This window comes from Coralliovum pocilloporae (assembly GCF_030845175.1).
Lineage (GTDB): Bacteria > Pseudomonadota > Alphaproteobacteria > Rhizobiales > Cohaesibacteraceae > Coralliovum > Coralliovum pocilloporae.
The window spans coordinates 1,357,020-1,374,740 of sequence record NZ_CP132542.1; the positions used below are offsets into that span (position 1 = coordinate 1,357,020).

Below are 17,721 nucleotides of genomic sequence, written 5' to 3' on the forward strand. Positions count from 1 at the left end.
TATTAGAGTAAACGGCCAGAACCGGGATCAGGACATATCCCTCGGGTCAAAATCAGCCCATAACCAGCCTCTGAATCATCAGCACAGCCAGTCAGAGCTCGGCCAGCAGGCCGCAGCCTTGTCATGACAACAGGTCTGCGCTCTACCGGGGCTCCAGGCGGATCGCACCATCTAGACGGATCGACGTGCCATTCAGCATGTCATTGCGACAGATATGCTCGACGGTTTCCGCAAATTCCTCAGGGTTTCCAAGACGGGACGGGAACGGAACGCCACTGCCGAGAGAGTCGCGCACATCCTGGGGCAGACCGTCAAACATCGGCGTATGGAACAGACCAGGCATGATTGACACAATCCGGATGCCATCCCGCGCCAGATCCCGGGCCACAGGCAAAGTCAGCCCCAAAATGCCACCCTTTGATGCGGCATAGGCCACCTGTCCCATCTGCCCCTCAACTCCGGCAATCGATGAGGTGCAGACAATAACACCACGCCCGCCATCCCCTGTTACAGGTTCAAGACCAGCCATACCGGCTGACGAAAGCGCAATCATATTGAACGTGCCACAGAGATTGACCTGGACGACCCGGGCAAAGACAGACAGATCATGGGGTTTGACAGCGCCTGTCTCCCTGTCTCGGGAGATTGTCTTCTGGCCAACGACGATTCCTGCACAATTGACCAGAATGCGCTCCTGGCCATACTGCACCCTGGCTGCAGCAAGCCCCGCCTTTATGCTGTCCTCACTTGTGACATCGACCAGCTGAAACAGACCACCAATATCCTCAGCGACCTGTTGCCCACGCTCTTCATTCATATCGAAGAGAGTCACTTTGACACCGCTCGCGGCCAGTTTACGCGCCGAGGCTTCGCCAAGACCGGATGCACCACCGGTCACGATTGCGGACATATCGCTGGAAAGCTGCATGAATCATCATCCCTCTGGAAAGTTCCACGCGCACTTTATCAAGGCGCGATCCGGATTTCCGTTGAACTTTGGCGGCATGACCCTGGGGCAGGATACATCATCCCCCTCTTGCAAGCGCGGTGAAAAGCGCCAATATGACCCATATGACACGCAACGTTCCCATGGAAGTCGATGACAAGAATGCCGCAAGTGCGGAGGAAACCGTGCGTGCGAAATTCTGGCGAACCATGAAGAAGGCTGTTGCCCGCATTCCTTTCCTGGAGGATGTGGCATCCGCCTATTACTGCGCCATAGACCCCGAAACACCCCGGCGCGTCCGCTATCTGATCCTTGGTGCGCTTCTCTATTTTGTCACGCCGCTGGATGCCATTCCCGACTTTCTGGCCATGGTCGGCTTTGGCGATGATGCCACCATCCTGATGGCCGTCATTGCCTCAATCCGAGTTCACATGAAGCCTGCTCACATTGATGCAGCCCGCAAGGCGCTGGTCGACCATGGACTGCTGACCGACCCCGAGCAACCGGATCAGTAAATCGGCAATGAAACCTAAGGCCTGACGATAATTTTCCCGACGGCCTTCCGGTCAGCCAGAGTCTGGATTGCGTCGGGCACATCTTCCAGAGAAACAATCTGGCCGATATGCGGTTTAAGCTGCCCGTCCGCACACCAGTTGAGCAATTGTTCCACATTGGCCCTGTGACCGTCCGGATCGCGCGTTACCGCATCCCCCCAGAAAACGCCGCACACATCGCAGCCTTTCAGCAGCACAAGATTGAGCGGCAGTTTCGGAATGTCTCCGGCTGCAAAGCCGATCACCAGAAAACGCCCGAGCCAGGCCGTCGCCCGCACCGCCTGCTCGGCAAAACCTCCACCGACAGGATCATAGACCACATCGACGCCCTTCCCGTCCGTCCGACTCTTAAGCCCCTCCTTGAGAGGTTCTTCGGAATAGTTGAGAAAGTCATGGGCTCCATATTGCCGGGCCATATCGAGTTTTTCAGCCGATGATGCGCAGGCAATAACCCGGGCGCCCATGATCCGGGCTATCTCAACAGCGGCCAGACCAACACCACCGCTGGCCCCCAGAACCGCAACGCTTTCTCCCTCTTTAAGGCCCGCCCGGTCCTTAAAGGCATGAAGCGTGGTTCCATAGGTGACAATCAGGCCCGCCGCCTCATCTGAAGACACAGCGTCCGGGACCGCTATACAATCCCGGTCTTTGACAACAACCAGCTCCCGGCAGGCGCCCCAGGTGCAATAGGCGCAAACCCGGTCACCCGGCTTGACCCGGGTGACATCCGGCCCCACTGCCTCCACAATACCGCTGCATTCGGCCCCCGGAGAAAATGGCCGCTCGGGCTTGTATTGATATCTGTCGCGGATAATCAGCGTATCAAAGAAATTCAGGGCTGCCGCTTCCACACGGATAACCACTTCATCACCCTGTGGAGATGGATCGGGCAGTTCCTCAACAACAAGGCTGGAGGGCGGTCCGGGTGTGTGACTGAGAACGGCGCGCATCTGCTTTGATCTTTCCTGACGGGACTGGTTATCATTTCACAGGAGGGTATTTGCCCTTTCCCGGCATTCCAAGTATGAAATCCCCGATTTGATTTCCTCAATTCGTCGGTCGAGCCCTTCACAACAGGAAGCGCCCGGCACTTTTCACAGGACAGGGTAATGCGCGGCTATTTTGCAATCGGTGTTGAAGGGCTCTCAAAGCCGATGAATTTCGGCAACCTGATCCGGTCCGCCCACGCTTTTGGCGCAAGTTTCTTCTTCACAGTGGATTCAGGCAAGCATCTGTCCCGCATTCCGCGTTCTGATACCTCCAAAAGTGCGGAACACATTCCCTACTATCCGTGGGAATCCGCAGACGAGATGCTGTTTCCCAAGGGATGCTCGCTTGTGGGAGTGGAGCTGACCGATGAGGCAATCGAACTGCCAAGCTTCCGCCATCCGATCAGAGCCGCTTACGTGATGGGGCCGGAACGCGGATCACTGTCAACAGACATGCAGGCCCGATGCGACCTGATCGTCAAGATTCCGACCCAGTTCTGCATCAATGTGGCCACAGCGGGCGCGATCATCATGTATGATCGCGTCAAGAGCCTCGGCGGCTTCCCTGAACGGCCGGTCTGGCCGCGGGGCGATATAGAGGAAAAGCAGAAGGTGGTGTTTGGCGGGCCGCGTTACAGCGGAGGCAAACGCCTGCCCTCCTGATGCTTGTGCCCACAGAAATACCCTCTGCCAAACAATTGCCCTACTTGCAGTGATTCTAAAGAATCGACTCCGGTCCCTCATGCCAAACAGAAGCGATCTTACCGAGCTCTGAGAGAAAACCGTAAAATCCTTCACGCTTTGGTAACCGCAAATAAACTATCTCTAGTAAGAGACCCGAACAAAAATCCCAAAGAATGCCTGAGAGGGTGAGCGAACAATGCAGCGATTGCAGACCAAAATTTTGAGTGCGGCGTTTGCGATGATCGTCGCGGGAACGGCTGGATCCGTACCTGCGCTTGCGCAATCCGCCCCGTCTTTGATTGAGACTCATAAGGATTGGGGTGTTTACACCCACACGCTGAACGGCAAGAAGTCCTGCTTCCTCCTGTCCCAGCCGCTGAAGCTGGAACCGGTTGGCCGAAATCATGGCGATGTCTACTTCTTCGTTACCTACCGCCCGACAGAGGGTGTCAATGGTGAAACCAGCGTCAAGGTCGGTTATTCCTTCAAGGAAGGCTCTGATGTTGCCGTTAATGTTGACGGTGTGAACTTCGAAATGTTCACACGCGGCGAAGGGGCCTGGATCCGGAATGCGGCAGATGAACCGCGTCTTCTGGATTCCATGAAACGAGGCCGGACCATGGTCGTCCGTGGCCAGTCAAGCCGTGGCACACAGACCATTTACACCTTCTCCCTGTCCGGCATCACCGCCGCACAGAAAAAGGTTGTCAGCACCTGCAGATAATTCGCAGGCCGCTGAAAGGTTCTTTAAACGGACGCCTCTGGCGTCCGTTTTGCTTTGTGCATCTCATTTCCGCTCGAATCATCCTGTTCATAGGAACCCTTTCGTGATATGAGCCGCCCGGTTTCTCTTATAAGTACCACTCTGCTAGAGTAGAGAAAAAGCCCGCAGGACTTCAGGTCTCGCGGTGCCGCATTGTTTGAACCTGATGTCTGGATGCCCACATGGCCGTAACGCTTGATCTTTCCAAAGGCAATTCCAACGCGCCAACCGTCATGCCGCCCTTGTCTGAAGCAACGGGTGACGACAAGCCGTCTCTGATCGGCATGAACCGCGACGAATTGCGCGAGGCCCTACTGTCTGTTGGTGTCGCCGACAAACAGATCCGCATGCGGACAGGCCAGATCTGGAACTGGCTCTATCAGCGAGGTGTCTCCGATATCTCCGGAATGTCCAACATGTCCAAGGGCTTGCGAGATGAACTGGCATCCGCCTTTACCATCGGACGTCCGGAGATTGTCAGCGAGCAGATTTCCGTCGACGGCACCCGCAAATGGCTGTTCCGCTTCCCCGCCCGCGGCGCAGGCCGCCCTGTTGAGGTGGAAACGGTTTACATACCGGAAGAAGATCGTGGAACACTTTGCGTCTCCAGCCAGGTCGGCTGCACACTCACCTGCACCTTCTGTCACACCGGAACCCAGACACTTGTGCGCAATCTCACGGCAGAGGAAATCGTCTCTCAGGTTCTGCTGGCCCGTGAAAGGCTTGGCGATTTTCCGGGCATGGACGATACAGGCCCCAAAGGAATTCTGGTGCCGCAGGAAGGCCGCAAGATCACCAATGTGGTGATGATGGGCATGGGCGAGCCGCTCTACAATTTCGACAATGTGAAACAGGCCCTTCTGATTATGGCAGATGGTGAAGGCATCAGTCTTTCCAAGCGCCGGATCACCCTGTCCACATCAGGCGTCGTGCCGATGATTGAGCGCTGCGGCGCAGAAACCGGCGTCATGCTGGCGATTTCGCTGCACGCGGTACGAGACGACCTCCGCGACGAACTGGTGCCAATCAACAAGAAATGGCCGATCAAGGACCTTCTTGATGCCTGTCGGGCCTATCCGGGTCTGTCCAATGCCCGCCGCATCACCTTTGAATATGTGATGCTGAAAGGTGTCAACGATTCCCCCACTGATGCCCGTGAGCTTGTGCGCCTCCTGAAAGGTATCCCGGCCAAGATCAACCTTATCCCGTTCAATCCATGGCCGGGCAGCTCTTACGAATGCTCGGACTGGGAACAGATCGAGGTCTTTGCCGACATCGTCAATCATGCGGGATACGCTTCCCCTATCCGGACCCCTCGCGGCCGCGATATTTTCGCAGCCTGCGGTCAGCTTAAATCCGAAAGTGAGCGCTTGCGCATCAAGGACCGCCGGGCACTGGAAGCAGCCGGAGCGGCCGAGTGACAGCGTCAATCAGCTTCTGGCGACTGTTCGGACGGCTTCTGATTGTACCATTCGCTTTCATGGTCACACTCGTCTGCGTCGGGATTTTTGTTGCCTTCAGTCTTGCCGCCCTTGACCCGGATTTTTCCAGGGACAATGAGCTGCATGTCCTGTTCACCACCGGTATGGGCTTTCTGGCCACAAGCATTCTGGGCGGGTTGGTCTTTGCCCCGGCCGCTCTGGCCATTCTGGCCTGTGAAATCCTGCGACTGAGATCCCTGTTTGTCTATCTCGCCATCGGCGGAGTTCTGGGTTTTGCAGGCACGTATGCACCAATCCCCGATGGAGGAAGTGTTTCACTTGCCAGTGAAGACCGCATTCTGGTCGCCGCTGGCCTGATCGGTGGATTTATCTACTGGCTGCTGGCCGGGCGTAATGCAGGCTTTGTTGTCTCGAAACCTGAGGACCTCCCAGACAATTAAAGCACCAGACCTATAACCTGAATCGGCGGCGGTGCTTTAAGAGTTTATTTCTGAGCGAGCTTTTATCTGAAAAGTCTATCAACTTTTCAGAAGCACGCTGTAGAGGACGCGCTCTAGAAAGACCCGGCAGTTGGCAGGGCTGCCGTCAAACTGGTACAGTCCTTGCTTGATTTGAGCGACACATGCGATCAGGTCAGGATAATCCGTGCCGCAGACAACAGACCGAAACATTTCCTCCATTGGCCGATGGCCGATTGTTATCGTGGCCATTCTTGCCCTGGTGGCTGTGGTTCTTTCCTTCTTCTATTTCCGCTCCGTTTATCTGTCAGACCTGCAAGCACTCGCCACCGGTCGTATGGCCGTCTATCGCAGTGCGCTCAACGGGGTGGTGAGCAAGTACGATTATCTTCCCTATGCACTGGCCCGGGATGACCATGTAATCCGCGCCTTGCGCAGTGGAGATGGTGTAGCGCTCAATCCCCGCCTTGATGATCTGGCCAGGAAGTCCGGCGCATCTGCCCTTTATCTGATGATGACAGATGGCGAAACAATCGCATCCAGCAACTGGCGTGAGACAGGGTCCTTTGTCGGCAACAATTATGCCTTCCGCCCCTACTTCAAGGACGCCATGAAAACCGGCCATGGCTCTTTCTATGCTATTGGAACAACAACACAGATTCCTGGTGTCTTTATATCCAATCAGGTTCCGGCAGAGGGAAAACCGGAAGGAGTTGCTGTCGCCAAGGTCGACCTCCGCCCTCTTGAACAGAGCTGGGCCAATGACAACGAAACCGTTCTGGTCACCGATGCGCGTGGCATTGTCTTGCTGTCATCACGACCAGACTGGCGCTATGGCGCGCTTGCTCCGTTGAGTGACAACGTCCGTTCAGAAATCCGTAAAAACCGCCAGTTCGGCGACGAAGCCCTCAACGCCCTGCCTGTTCAATCCGGTTCCATGTTCGAAAATAGCGAGATCCGTCTGGCTGGAACTGATTACGTCCATCGCACAGGCCCTGTCGGTCTATCAGACTGGCGTATTCACTATCTCACACCGGTCAGGCCCGTTATCGCGCAAGCTGGCTATGCTGTGGCCATTGAGGTGACGATCCTGTCTGTGCTGCTGGCTCTGGCCTTTTTCTTCCGCGCCAGAACCCTGCGCAATCTTTCTGACCAGCTCCGCGATGATGCGATTGCCTTGCGTCGCCTCAACACCCGGCTCGAAGGTGAGATTGAGGAACGCAAACGTGCGGAACAGGATCTCAAGGATACGCAGAAAAGCCTTATCCAGGCCGGGAAACTCGCCACATTGGGACAGATGGCCACCGCAATTGTCCACGAGCTTAACCAGCCCTTGGCAGCAGCGCGAACCTTTCTGGCCGGTGCCCGTTTCATGCTGGAATCAGGACGACCAGATGATGCACAGGGCAATGTGACAAAGGTCGATGATCTGATGAAACGCATGACGTTCATCACCAAAGAACTGAAATCCTTCGCCCGCCAGAGCGATGATGCCCTGAAACCGGTCGATCTTCAGGATGCCCTGACAGGAGCTCTCTCCATTGCTGATGTCCGGCTGAAGGCAAATGCCGTATGCGTAGACCGCAGGATACCAGACCAGTCTGTTGTTGTGCTCGGCGACCAGGTCAGGATAGAGCAGGTTCTGCTGAACCTGATCCAGAATGCGGCAGATGCCATGAAACATGCACCCGAACGGCAACTGACCATAACCCTGAGAGCAGAAGATGATATGGCGCTGATGCTGTTTACCGACACAGGCGAAGGCCTGCCGGACGATCAGGACAAACTGTTCGACCCGTTTTTCACGACCAAAGCTCAGGGAGAAGGGCTCGGGCTCGGGCTGGCCATCTCAACAACCATTCTCTCAGATCTGAATGGCGTTCTGGATGCCATGAACAACGATCAGGGAGGCGCAACCTTTCGCATAAAACTGCCGCTGCTTCAGGCCACGACGCTTGATCAGCCCTTTCGCCAGGCAGGTGAGTAATGACCAAAACCCTGTTGCTTGTTGATGATCAGGCCGATATGCGTGCCGCAATCGCCCAATGGTTCAACCTGGCGGATTTTGATGTTATCGAGACGAAAAGCGGCCATGACGCTCTTGGCCATCTGAACCCGGACTTCCCCGGCGTTCTGCTGTCAGATGTCAGGATGCCGGGTATGGACGGGCTGGACCTCCTGAGGCAAGCCCAGACGATTGACCGGGATATTCCGGTTGTTCTGATGACAGGCCATGGTGATGTACCCATGGCTGTCGAAGCCATGCGACTGGGAGCCTATGACTTTCTGGAAAAGCCGTTCGAGCCGCAAAGCCTGATTGATGTGGTGAAGCGGGCACAGGAAAAACGCACGCTTGTTCTCTCGAACAGAACCCTGCGCGCGCGCCTGTCAGACAGCAGCGACATAGATCGCCGTCTCATCGGCAACAGTCCGGTTATGCAGCGCCTGAAAGAGGAAATCCTCGACTTCGCCCAGACCGACGCATCCGTTCTGATTAGCGGCGAGACCGGTACAGGCAAGGAACTGGTCGCCCGCTCACTGCATGATTTCGGCCGCCGTACAGATGGTCCGTTCATAGCAATCAACTGTCCTGCCGTGCCGGAAACCATGTTCGAGGCTGAGCTCTTCGGCCATGCGGCAGGGGCCTATACAGGTGCTACCCAGGCTCGGGAAGGCTGGATAGAGGCTGCAGACAAGGGCGTATTGTTTCTTGATGAACTGTCGAGCCTGCCCCTGCATCTCCAGCCGAAACTGCTGCGCGTGCTACAGGAGCGCGAAATCAGCCGCCTCGGCTCCAGTTCAATCCGTTCAGTGGACTTCAGGGCAATTGCAGCCACCAATGCGGACCTTGTTCAGGCGTCGGAGGACCGGACATTCCGGGAAGATCTGCTGTATCGCCTCAACACAATAGAAATTCACGTACCGCCATTGAGGGAGCGTGAGCAGGACGCCATCCTGCTGTTTGAGACATTCTGTCAGCGGTTTGCAGAACTGCAGGGCCTTAACTCATGTTTGCCCTCCCCGGAGGATGCAGCCTTTATCCTGTCCTGTGACTGGCCCGGCAATGTGCGTCAGCTCAGAAATGTGGCAGAGCGGTTCACCCTGAGAAACCAGAAACGACCGGTCTCCGTCGCCGACGTGATGAACAAACCCGATATGTCACAGCCTGCGACAGGTCCTCTGAAGGCGCTGGTAGAAACATATGAAAGCCAGCTGATCCGCCAGGCTCTCAAGCGGCACAGTGGCAACATGACGGACGTTATGGCAGATCTTGACCTGCCCCGCCGGACCCTGAACGAAAAAATGAGTCGCTACGGCATAGAACGCAGCGATTATCTCTGAAGCATGATGCGATAAGCGGGATTCATCCAACATGTTTTAGGCAGAATCTTGCCGATGCCAGCCCCGCTGGCGGCAGTTTTTTGCCGATCCGGGCCTTCTACCGACCACCTTCCCCAGAGAATATCCGGGATTCCATTGTTCTCCGGTTCTGGCACAGCTCTTGCCAAGTGCAGCGTAACTTGATCAGATATCGTCAAGAATGATCATATCCGGTCATGAACTGAGATTTGGGAGGAGAAACACATGCTTGGAAAAACCATTACTCGGACCGCCGTTCTCGGCGTCTTTACCGCAGCTCTCATGGCAGAAGGCGCTGCCGTGGCAGCAGATATCAGCTGGAATGTCTCACTCTGGGGCAAACGCCGCGCTTTCACGGAACATGTGGAGAAGCTGGCTGAATCTGTCGCTCAGAAAACCGACGGAAAATTCGAGATTAAGCTGCATTATGGCGCAGCATTGTCGAAGTCTCGTGAAAACCTTGATGGAATTTCCATCGGAGCTTTCGAAATGGCGCAGTTCTGTGCGTCCTACCATGCAGACAAGAACCCCACCATCACCGTGCTTGAACTGCCATTCCTCGGGGTGCCTGATCTCGAAACCCAGATCAAGCTGGATAAAACCATCTATGCACATCCGGCTGTCAAAAAGGATCTGGCCCGCTGGAATGCCCATATTCTGATGTCATCACCAATGCCGCAATATAACTTCGTCGGTCGTGGCGATGCGCCAAAATCTCTCGATGATTTCAGCGGCATGCGTGTCCGCGCCCTCGGCGGCGTTGGTCGTGCCATGAAGACAATCGGCGCTGTTCCAACAACAGTTACAGCGGCAGAAACCTATCAGGCTATTGAATCCGGCACTGTTCAGGCCGCGTCCTTCGCACCTCACGCCCACCTGTCCTTCAAGACCGTTGAAGTCGGCGAGTGGTGGACCACAAACCTCAATCCGGGAACCGTCAACTGCCCGGTGGTCGCCAATATCGATGCATACAATGCCCTGCCGGACAATTTCCGCAAGGCGCTGAATGAGTCCATTGATGAGGCCTACGCTCACTATGTCGCCAATTACGGCAAAGTGTTTGAGAAATGGGGTCCGGAGCTTGAGAAGCGTGGCATCACGGAAGTCACCTTCAATGACAATGAGCTGACTGCCTTCCGCACTGCCGCTGGCAAGCCGAACTGGGATGCATGGCTGGCCGACATGAAAGAACGCGGTCTTCCAGGCGATGAACTGCTGAAACTGGTTCAGGACACGCTGGCTGCCAAATAAACCCGGCACTTGCAGCAACAGACCCGGCTTTCCCGAAAGCCGGGTCACCTTACTTTTTCTCCGATCAGTCAAGGACATCCTGTCATGACCGACACTGCACATGTGCCGGGCAATCCCGGACGGCCACCCATAGTCCACTGGGATGGAGCCTTAGGCCGCATTGAAAGCGGTTTCAATTTCCTGGCCGGGCTCAGTATTCTGGTTTTAATCCTGCTGGCCGTGGTTCAGGTTCTCGGGCGCTCCCTGTTCAACATGCCTGTCCCTGGTTTCATCGATATTGTCGAGCAGGCCATGGCGCTGTTTGCATTCCTCGGCATAGCCTATTGCCAGCGTCTCGGCGGCCATGTGCGGATGGAACTGGTTATCTCACAGTTCAAGGGTCGAGGCCTCTGGATCTCCGAGCTGATATCAACTCTGGTTATCATGCTGCTGGTGACAGCCCTGATCTACGGGTCCTGGTTTCACTTCCAGCGAGCCTGGGATTTTGGTGATTCCACCATCGATATCCAGATCCCCACCTGGCCGTCCAAGCTGGTTGTTCCTGTGGCACTTTCGCTGCTGTGGCTGAGACTCCTTCTGCAGGCCTTCGGTTTTGCAAGGCTTGTTCACGATCCAGGCAAGGCACCAGTTGCTGTGCCTCTGATTGAGAATGTGACAGAGCACGCCCAGCACGAAATCGAGGAAGCCTTTGGCGACGACGCCGAGAACCCGGAAGGGGAGGCACGGTCATGACTCCGTTTGAAATCGGCCTTCTGCTGACAGGTGTTCTGCTGGTCCTCGTTCTGATGGGTGTCCGTGTGGCATTCGCAGCAGGCTTCATCGGTTTTCTTGGCCTTCTGGCCATTTTCTCAACGCGCATGGGGTTTGAACGGGGCGCCATCGCTGCCATCAAGATGGCTGGCACGATACCCCATTCAAAATCGGTGACCTATGCGTTGTCTCTGCTGCCGACCTTCATTCTCATCGGTTTTCTCGCCTATTATGCCGGGCTGACAAAAAAGCTGTTTGAAGCGGCCAAGCGCTGGCTGGGCTGGTTGCCGGGCGGCCTTGCAGTTTCAACCATTTTTGCAACAGCGGGCTTTGCAGCCGTATCCGGGGCCAGTGTGGCAACAGCAGCCGTCTTTGCCCGTGTGGCCATTCCGGAAATGCTGAAGGAAGGCTATTCAAAGCCATTGGCCGCAGGTGTTGTCGCCGCTGGCGGCACGCTTGCCACACTTATCCCGCCTTCCACCATTCTGGTTATCTACGCCATTATCGTTGAGCAATCCGTCGGCCAGCTTTTGATCGCAGGATTTATCCCCGGTGTCGTATCAGCTCTCATCTATGGCGGTCTGGTCGTGGCCATGGCGGTTTTCGGGCGCCAGCCAGCCCCAAGGATTACCGGCTTCACATGGACACAGAGATTCGCCTCCGTCCCGGGAACATTCCCCATTCTGGCGGTGGTCGGCATCATTTTCTCAAGCCTTTACTTCGGCCTCGCCACACCCACGGAAGCCGGATCTCTGGGTGCATTCGTTATCCTGCTTGTGGCGCTCTATCGCGGCATGAAATGGAAGGATCTGTCTAAGGCCCTGCATGAGACAGCCAAGCTGACAGTAATGATCTTCACCATTATCTGGGGCGTTCTTCTCTATGTACGGTTCCTTGGGTTTGCCGGATTGCCGGATGCATTCGAGCAGTTCATCGTTGGCCTGGACCAACCGCCTCTGGTCACGCTTCTGCTGATCCTCTGCGGATACGCCATTCTTGGCATGTTCATGGACGCCATCGGCATGCTGCTGCTGACGCTTCCCGTGGTTTATCCTGCTGTGATCGCACTTGGATATGACCCGATATGGTTCGGCATTATCGTGGTCAAGATGGCAGAACTCTGCCTGATCACACCACCCATCGGCCTCAACTGCTTTGTGGTCAGCGGTGTCAGGCCGGATATTCCGGTTCAGGATGTGTTCCGTGGAGCAACGCCCTTCTTCGTGGCCGATGTTATCACGGTTGGTGTTCTCATCGCCTTCCCGTCTATTGTTCTGTGGCTGCCCCAGACGATGTTCGGATAAACAGAAAGCCCCCTGCTCATCACTGATACAGGGGGCTTTTATAGGGGCTTTCCATATTTGTCAGATGGAACGACCGGTTACTCGTCTGTTTTCACCTTCGGTGTCCAGGCAAAAGCCATTTCCATCCGGTCATTACCCCAGAACAGCTCACCATCCTCGGTCACGAATGTGGGTGCACCAAAGAGCCCTGCTTTTGCAGCCGCCTGGCTCTGCTTCTTGAGACCCGTCTTCACATCGGGACTTGCAGCAAGGGCCATGGTTTCATCCGCATCAACACGGCAGGCCCTCAGGATACGGTGCAGAACCTTCTTGTCGGAGATCTGCCACCCTTCTCCAAACTCGGCCAGGAAGATGCTTTTGACAAAACCGGCCATTTCCTCCCGGCCTGAAAGGGCATAAGCCAGCCGGGCTGCCGTCAGGCCGTTCTGCGGGAATGGATCGGGCTTGACCACCGGCAGTCCAATCTCCTCGGCCAGTCGTTCCAGGTCGCGCCACATATAGGCACCTTTGGCAGGATAGACATTAAATGGCGATGTATCCCATCCCATCTCCTTGAAGATGGGGCCCAGCAGAAATGGCTTCCAGACCACATCCACATCATAATCGTCAGCGACCGATTCGATGCGCATGGCGGAGATATAGGAATAGGTGGACGCGAATTCGAACCAGAATTCGACTTGTTTCTTCGCCATGAGCGACTCCTTTTTTATCGATCATAGCACGAGGAAACCCTTTGTACCGTGGTATGCATGTCACCCGGGGTGATAACTTCTTGCTTATGGCTTATTTCCCGCTAAAGTGCCGCCGAATTGACGACAGGCCGCACATGCCGGATGCGGCGGGAAAATAAGGGGTTTGCGTTATGTCAGCCACGGGCGACATCAAGAAAGTTGTTCTTGCCTATTCAGGCGGTCTGGACACATCGATCATCCTCAAATGGCTTCAAACCACATATGAGTGCGAAGTGGTGACCTTCACCGCCGATCTCGGCCAGGGTGAAGAACTGGAGCCAGCCCGCAAGAAAGCGGAAATGCTGGGCATTCGCGAGATTTACATCGAAGACCTGCGTGAGGAATTTGTCCGCGACTTCGTTTATCCGATGTTCCGCGCCAATGCGCTCTATGAAGGCGTCTATCTGCTGGGCACCTCCATTGCACGGCCGCTGATTTCCAAGCGCCTTGTGGAGATTGCCGCTGAGACAGGTGCAGATGCCGTTTCTCACGGTGCCACCGGCAAGGGCAATGATCAGGTCCGTTTCGAACTGGCAGCCTACGCGCTCAACCCGGATATCAAGGTTATCGCTCCCTGGCGCGAATGGGATCTGACCTCACGCACCCGGCTTCTTGAGTTCGCTGAACAGAATCAGATTCCGATTGCCAAAGACAAGCGCGGCGAGGCACCGTTCTCTGTGGATGCTAACCTGCTTCACACATCATCCGAAGGCAAGGTTCTGGAAGATCCGGCTATCGAAAGCCCGGATTTCGTCTACTCCCGCACCCTCAGCCCTGAGGAAGCGCCGGACAAGGCCACCTATATCGAAGTCGGTTTCGAGAAGGGTGATGCTGTGTCCATCGACGGCGAAGCCCTCAGCCCGGCCAGCCTGCTGACCAAGCTGAACGAACTGGGACGTGCCAACGGCATTGGCCGCCTTGACCTGGTAGAAAACCGTTTTGTCGGCATGAAATCACGCGGCATTTACGAAACACCGGGCGGCACCATTCTTCTTGCAGCCCACCGCGGCATTGAATCCATCACCCTTGACCGGGGCGCCGCCCACCTCAAGGATGAGCTGATGCCGCGCTATGCCGAACTGGTCTATTACGGCTTCTGGTATTCACCGGAACGCGAGATGCTTCAGGCCCTGATTGACAAATCCCAGGAGCATGTCTCCGGTACAGTCACACTGAAGCTCTACAAGGGCAATGTGGATGTGGTCGGCCGCGCATCGCCCTATTCTCTCTATTCAGAAGATCTGGTGACCTTCGAAGAAGGCGCCGTTGCCTATGATCACCGCGATGCGGCAGGCTTCATCAAGCTGAACGCATTGCGTCTCAGAACGCTGGGACAGCGCAAGCGGAAGCTCGGCCTGTAAGGCGCATCGCCCCAGGCCGGGAAACAACCGGACGACAAATGATGGACTTCAAAAGGCGACCTGTTGGTCGCCTTTTTATTTGACCGGGATAACCTCATCCCTGTCTTCAAGGCGTGACAGATGTGTATCCAGCGTCTCGCTAAACAGCGCAAGCCCCGGCATCACATCGCGCATGGGTACAAGGACAAAAGCCCGCTCCAGAATCCGTGGATGCGGGACCTGTAGACGATCTGTCTCAATCACATCATCGCCATAGGTCAGCACATCAATATCGATGATTCTCGGCCCCCAGCGGATGCTCCGTTCACGCCCAAGCTGTTTCTCTATATCAAGGCATCGGTCCAGAAGGTCTTCCGCATCACGGTCTGTTTCCACAAGCACGCAGGCATTGACGAACCAGTCCTGATCCTCATAGCCCCATGGAGCGGTCTGATAGAAACGGGATACAGCAACCACCGAGACATTTTCCAGGCCATCCAGCTGTTCCAATGCCGCGTTGAGATGGCCGATCTTGTCTCCGATATTGCTGCCAAGGCCGAGAATTGCTGTGGTCATGGCTGCTTACCGGCGGAAAATAGCATCTGCCACACGGCAGGCATCCACATGAGGCTTCACATCGTGAACCCGGACAATATCCACAATGCCTGATCCGAGGGTGGCGATATTGCTGCCAATAGTCCCAAACAGCCGGTCATGAGCCTCCGCATCCAGAATGTGCCCTATAAAACGCTTTCTCGACGTACCCATCAGAACAGGAAGGTCATGAACACCCAGCTCGCCGAGCCGGTTGAGAACGATGAGATTCTGTTCGATGGATTTACCAAAGCCGATACCCGGATCGAGAACCATACGGCTTTTCGGAATACCGGCCTGCTCTGCCAGAGCAATCGACCTAGCAAAAAACGTGTTGATATCCTCGACAATATCGATGCTCTCATCAACCGCTGTCCGATTGTGCATCATGATAACCGGAACGCCCAGCTCTGCGGCCGTGTCCGCCATGGCCGCATCCTTCTGCAGGCCCCAGACATCATTGATGATATGCGCACCGGCACCGATTGCCCGCCGCGCAACATCCGCCTTGTAGGTATCGATAGAAATGGTTGCCCCAAGCGGCGCAATCGCTTCCAGAACCGGCAGGACGCGCGCCAGTTCATCTTCCGCAGAAACGGGCGTTGAGCCGGGTCGGGTGGATTCGCCACCCACATCAATAATATCCGCGCCACCATCCAGCATGGCCCGTGCATGAGCCCTGGCCGCAGCAGGTGCATCAAACTTGCCGCCATCGGAGAACGAATCCGGCGTGACATTCAGGATACCCATAACCAGTGTCCGGGCACCACGCTCGATTTTCAAAGGCCCAAGATCCAAGATTGCGCTCATCAGAGCCTCCGTTCCCAGAACAAGTCTGCTGGCTATCTCTCACCGGCTTCAATGGGTGTCAAGCGGTAGCGAAGAGACGCGCAAAGAAAAACCCCGGCGGATTTCTCCGCCGGGGTCAGATCAAACGTCAGACTATGACTTAGAAGTCACGCTGTACGCGGAAAACAACGTTCCAGACATCTTCCTCGATGTCACCGACACCGTTCACGTCAAGACCTTCGGTTTCAACGCGGTTCCATGCGCCTTCAACAGCAAACAGGAGACCGGAAACCGGGGTCCAGCGAACGTTACCGATCACACCGTAGGCTTCAACATCCGGAATACCTGCGATTTCGGCATCGGTGTACGAACCAGAGATCGCAAAGCTGACATCAGAGGAGAAGAAGTGCTGGAAACCACCGAGAACGGTGAAGATTTCAGATTCTTCGAGGTTGCCGTCAACGATTGTTGCATCCGGGATCACAAAGCTGCCACCGAGACCACCAGCAGAGGCATTGAGCCCCGGGGTCGGAAGACCTGAGATATAGCCAGATGCATAGGCAAAGCGGGAAGCACCTTCAGCATAGACAGCCTGGATACCGATTGTGTCGTTCTGGCCAGCGAACGGTACGTTCAATGTGACGCCACCACCGATGGCCCAGCCCAGCGTTTCATCATCGCCGCCGGATGCACCGTCAGTTTCGATGTAGTGCAAAGCGCCAACAACGTTTGCAGAACCCCAGGACTGGTTCAGGTTCAGGTTAACAACAAGATCCGGAGCTTCATCATCCTGCTGAACATTGTCAAAAGCAGCAACCGTTGCGGGACCAATGACCCCAGGAGGGATAGCAACACCACCAGGGCCCGGATCAACCGTAATAGCACCACCACTGACCGTTACAGCCTGACCCGCACTGTTCACACCGGAACCAAGGTCGAGAACCTGGGAGTTACGACCGAAAGCAGAGGTCTGGCTCTCAAGGGATGCCGTGATAGAGAAACCGTTACCAAGCTGGTAGGTGTAGGCAAGAAGGTTCACTTCATCATAAGGCTCAGCAATGTCGACCTGCGGAGCAAGACCGAAATAGCCGTGATATATGCTGGCGAATGAATCGTTGCGACCGAAAGTAAAGCCGCCCCACTGGATGAAGGCAGATTCAACAACCAGACGACCACGTGTGTCACCTGCCGGACCAAGGCCGAAGTTACCAGTACGGAACTGTGCGGAACCATAAGCACGCAGCAGACCAAAATCTGTCTGTGTACGAGCGTCCAGACGGACATAATAACGAGCCTGGTACAGGAACTGACCATCGCCATCATCGAAGTTGTCGCGATCGATGTAGGCATAATCGGCGCGGATACGACCGCCAACACGCAGGCAGGTATCAGAACCCGGGATATAATAGAAACCGGAGCCGTAAGCGTCACAGACGCGAACGTAATCAATCGGTTCTGCAGGAAGATCTGCAGCCTGAGCACCACCAACGGTCATCAGGGCAGCAGCAGAGCCCAGAACAAGGCTTTTAAAGGTCATCAGTTTCTCCATTGAGAGATTTTTTAATTCATGTGACGGGGAAACTGTTATCGACCTGTTTTCATATTGTATAGATGCCAAAAAACAGAAAAATATACTGTGATAATCAAGTAACAATCCCATTTGGGGGTAATATATGAAAAAATGAATGTATTGATTGTCAATTAAACATATACGAATATCGTAATTCACCAGAACGTTATTTGCTCCTTTTGGGGGTCGTTGTCAA

17 protein-coding genes are annotated in these 17,721 nt (G+C 55.3%); 11 read left to right on the forward strand and 6 right to left on the reverse strand.

Annotated features, from left to right (window positions below):
• Nucleotides 1-142: 142 nt before the first annotated feature.
• A complete protein-coding gene (locus tag RA157_RS06330; protein ID WP_350335625.1) occupies nt 143-928 on the reverse strand; it encodes an SDR family NAD(P)-dependent oxidoreductase in 786 nt (261 codons plus the stop codon).
• A 134-nt stretch (nt 929-1,062) separates the two neighbouring features.
• Between RA157_RS06330 and RA157_RS06335 the strand changes: the two genes are divergently transcribed.
• Nucleotides 1,063-1,461 (forward strand): YkvA family protein, encoded by a 399-nt coding sequence (locus RA157_RS06335; protein ID WP_350335626.1) that lies wholly within the window; start codon nt 1,063-1,065, stop codon nt 1,459-1,461.
• A 14-nt stretch (nt 1,462-1,475) separates the two neighbouring features.
• On the opposite strand, the gene RA157_RS06340 is transcribed toward RA157_RS06335, so the two are convergent.
• The gene (locus tag RA157_RS06340; RefSeq protein ID WP_350335627.1) at nt 1,476-2,450 is read right to left on the reverse strand and encodes an NADPH:quinone oxidoreductase family protein; all 975 of its coding nucleotides are present in this window, start codon (nt 2,448-2,450) and stop codon (nt 1,476-1,478) included.
• Nucleotides 2,451-2,609: 159 nt separating this feature from the next.
• On the opposite strand from RA157_RS06340, the gene RA157_RS06345 reads away from it, so the two are divergent.
• From RA157_RS06345 to RA157_RS06385, 9 genes are all read left to right on the forward strand, one after another.
• On the forward strand, nt 2,610-3,152 hold the full coding sequence (locus RA157_RS06345; protein ID WP_350335628.1) for an RNA methyltransferase: 543 nt from the start codon (nt 2,610-2,612) through the stop codon (nt 3,150-3,152).
• Between the two features lie 217 nt (nt 3,153-3,369).
• A complete protein-coding gene (locus RA157_RS06350) occupies nt 3,370-3,897 on the forward strand; it encodes an invasion associated locus B family protein (protein ID WP_350335629.1) in 528 nt (175 codons plus the stop codon).
• A 221-nt stretch (nt 3,898-4,118) separates the two neighbouring features.
• On the forward strand, nt 4,119-5,357 hold the full coding sequence (gene rlmN / locus RA157_RS06355) for a dual-specificity RNA methyltransferase RlmN (protein ID WP_434058473.1): 1,239 nt from the start codon (nt 4,119-4,121) through the stop codon (nt 5,355-5,357).
• A complete protein-coding gene (locus RA157_RS06360) occupies nt 5,354-5,818 on the forward strand; it encodes a hypothetical protein (RefSeq protein WP_350335630.1) in 465 nt (154 codons plus the stop codon). The genes rlmN and RA157_RS06360 overlap by 4 nt, the downstream gene beginning before the upstream one ends.
• A gap of 205 nt (nt 5,819-6,023) precedes the next feature.
• On the forward strand, nt 6,024-7,823 hold the full coding sequence (locus tag RA157_RS06365) for a sensor histidine kinase (protein WP_350335631.1): 1,800 nt from the start codon (nt 6,024-6,026) through the stop codon (nt 7,821-7,823).
• Nucleotides 7,823-9,178 carry a sigma-54-dependent transcriptional regulator gene (locus RA157_RS06370; protein ID WP_350335632.1) on the forward strand — a complete coding sequence of 452 codons (1,356 nt, stop codon included), beginning with the start codon at nt 7,823-7,825 and terminating at the stop codon, nt 9,176-9,178. The genes RA157_RS06365 and RA157_RS06370 overlap by 1 nt, the downstream gene beginning before the upstream one ends.
• A 243-nt stretch (nt 9,179-9,421) precedes the next feature.
• Complete coding sequence (locus RA157_RS06375; RefSeq protein WP_350335633.1) at nt 9,422-10,447, forward strand: C4-dicarboxylate TRAP transporter substrate-binding protein; 1,026 nt, start codon at nt 9,422-9,424, stop codon at nt 10,445-10,447.
• 84 nt (nt 10,448-10,531) lie between these two features.
• Nucleotides 10,532-11,179: a TRAP transporter small permease subunit gene (locus RA157_RS06380; RefSeq protein WP_350335634.1), complete on the forward strand. Its 648-nt coding sequence runs from the start codon at nt 10,532-10,534 to the stop codon at nt 11,177-11,179.
• The gene (locus tag RA157_RS06385; protein ID WP_350335635.1) at nt 11,176-12,501 is read left to right on the forward strand and encodes a TRAP transporter large permease; all 1,326 of its coding nucleotides are present in this window, start codon (nt 11,176-11,178) and stop codon (nt 12,499-12,501) included. Before RA157_RS06380 ends, RA157_RS06385 begins: the two co-directional genes overlap by 4 nt.
• A 77-nt stretch (nt 12,502-12,578) precedes the next feature.
• Here the strand turns inward: RA157_RS06385 and RA157_RS06390 are convergent, their stop codons facing one another.
• Complete coding sequence (locus RA157_RS06390) at nt 12,579-13,193, reverse strand: 2-hydroxychromene-2-carboxylate isomerase (protein ID WP_350335636.1); 615 nt, start codon at nt 13,191-13,193, stop codon at nt 12,579-12,581.
• Nucleotides 13,194-13,363: 170 nt separating this feature from the next.
• On the opposite strand from RA157_RS06390, the gene RA157_RS06395 reads away from it, so the two are divergent.
• Nucleotides 13,364-14,593 (forward strand): argininosuccinate synthase, encoded by a 1,230-nt coding sequence (locus RA157_RS06395; RefSeq protein WP_350335637.1) that lies wholly within the window; start codon nt 13,364-13,366, stop codon nt 14,591-14,593.
• Between the two features lie 75 nt (nt 14,594-14,668).
• Here RA157_RS06395 and folK read toward each other — a convergent pair whose 3' ends face one another.
• The 3 genes from folK to RA157_RS06410 form a co-directional block, all read right to left on the reverse strand.
• A complete protein-coding gene (gene folK / locus RA157_RS06400; protein ID WP_350335638.1) occupies nt 14,669-15,148 on the reverse strand; it encodes a 2-amino-4-hydroxy-6-hydroxymethyldihydropteridine diphosphokinase in 480 nt (159 codons plus the stop codon).
• Nucleotides 15,149-15,154: 6 nt separating this feature from the next.
• The gene (gene folP, locus RA157_RS06405; protein ID WP_350335639.1) at nt 15,155-15,976 is read right to left on the reverse strand and encodes a dihydropteroate synthase; all 822 of its coding nucleotides are present in this window, start codon (nt 15,974-15,976) and stop codon (nt 15,155-15,157) included.
• Nucleotides 15,977-16,115: 139 nt separating this feature from the next.
• Complete coding sequence (locus RA157_RS06410; RefSeq protein ID WP_350335640.1) at nt 16,116-17,492, reverse strand: porin; 1,377 nt, start codon at nt 17,490-17,492, stop codon at nt 16,116-16,118.
• Nucleotides 17,493-17,721: the final 229 nt, after the last annotated feature.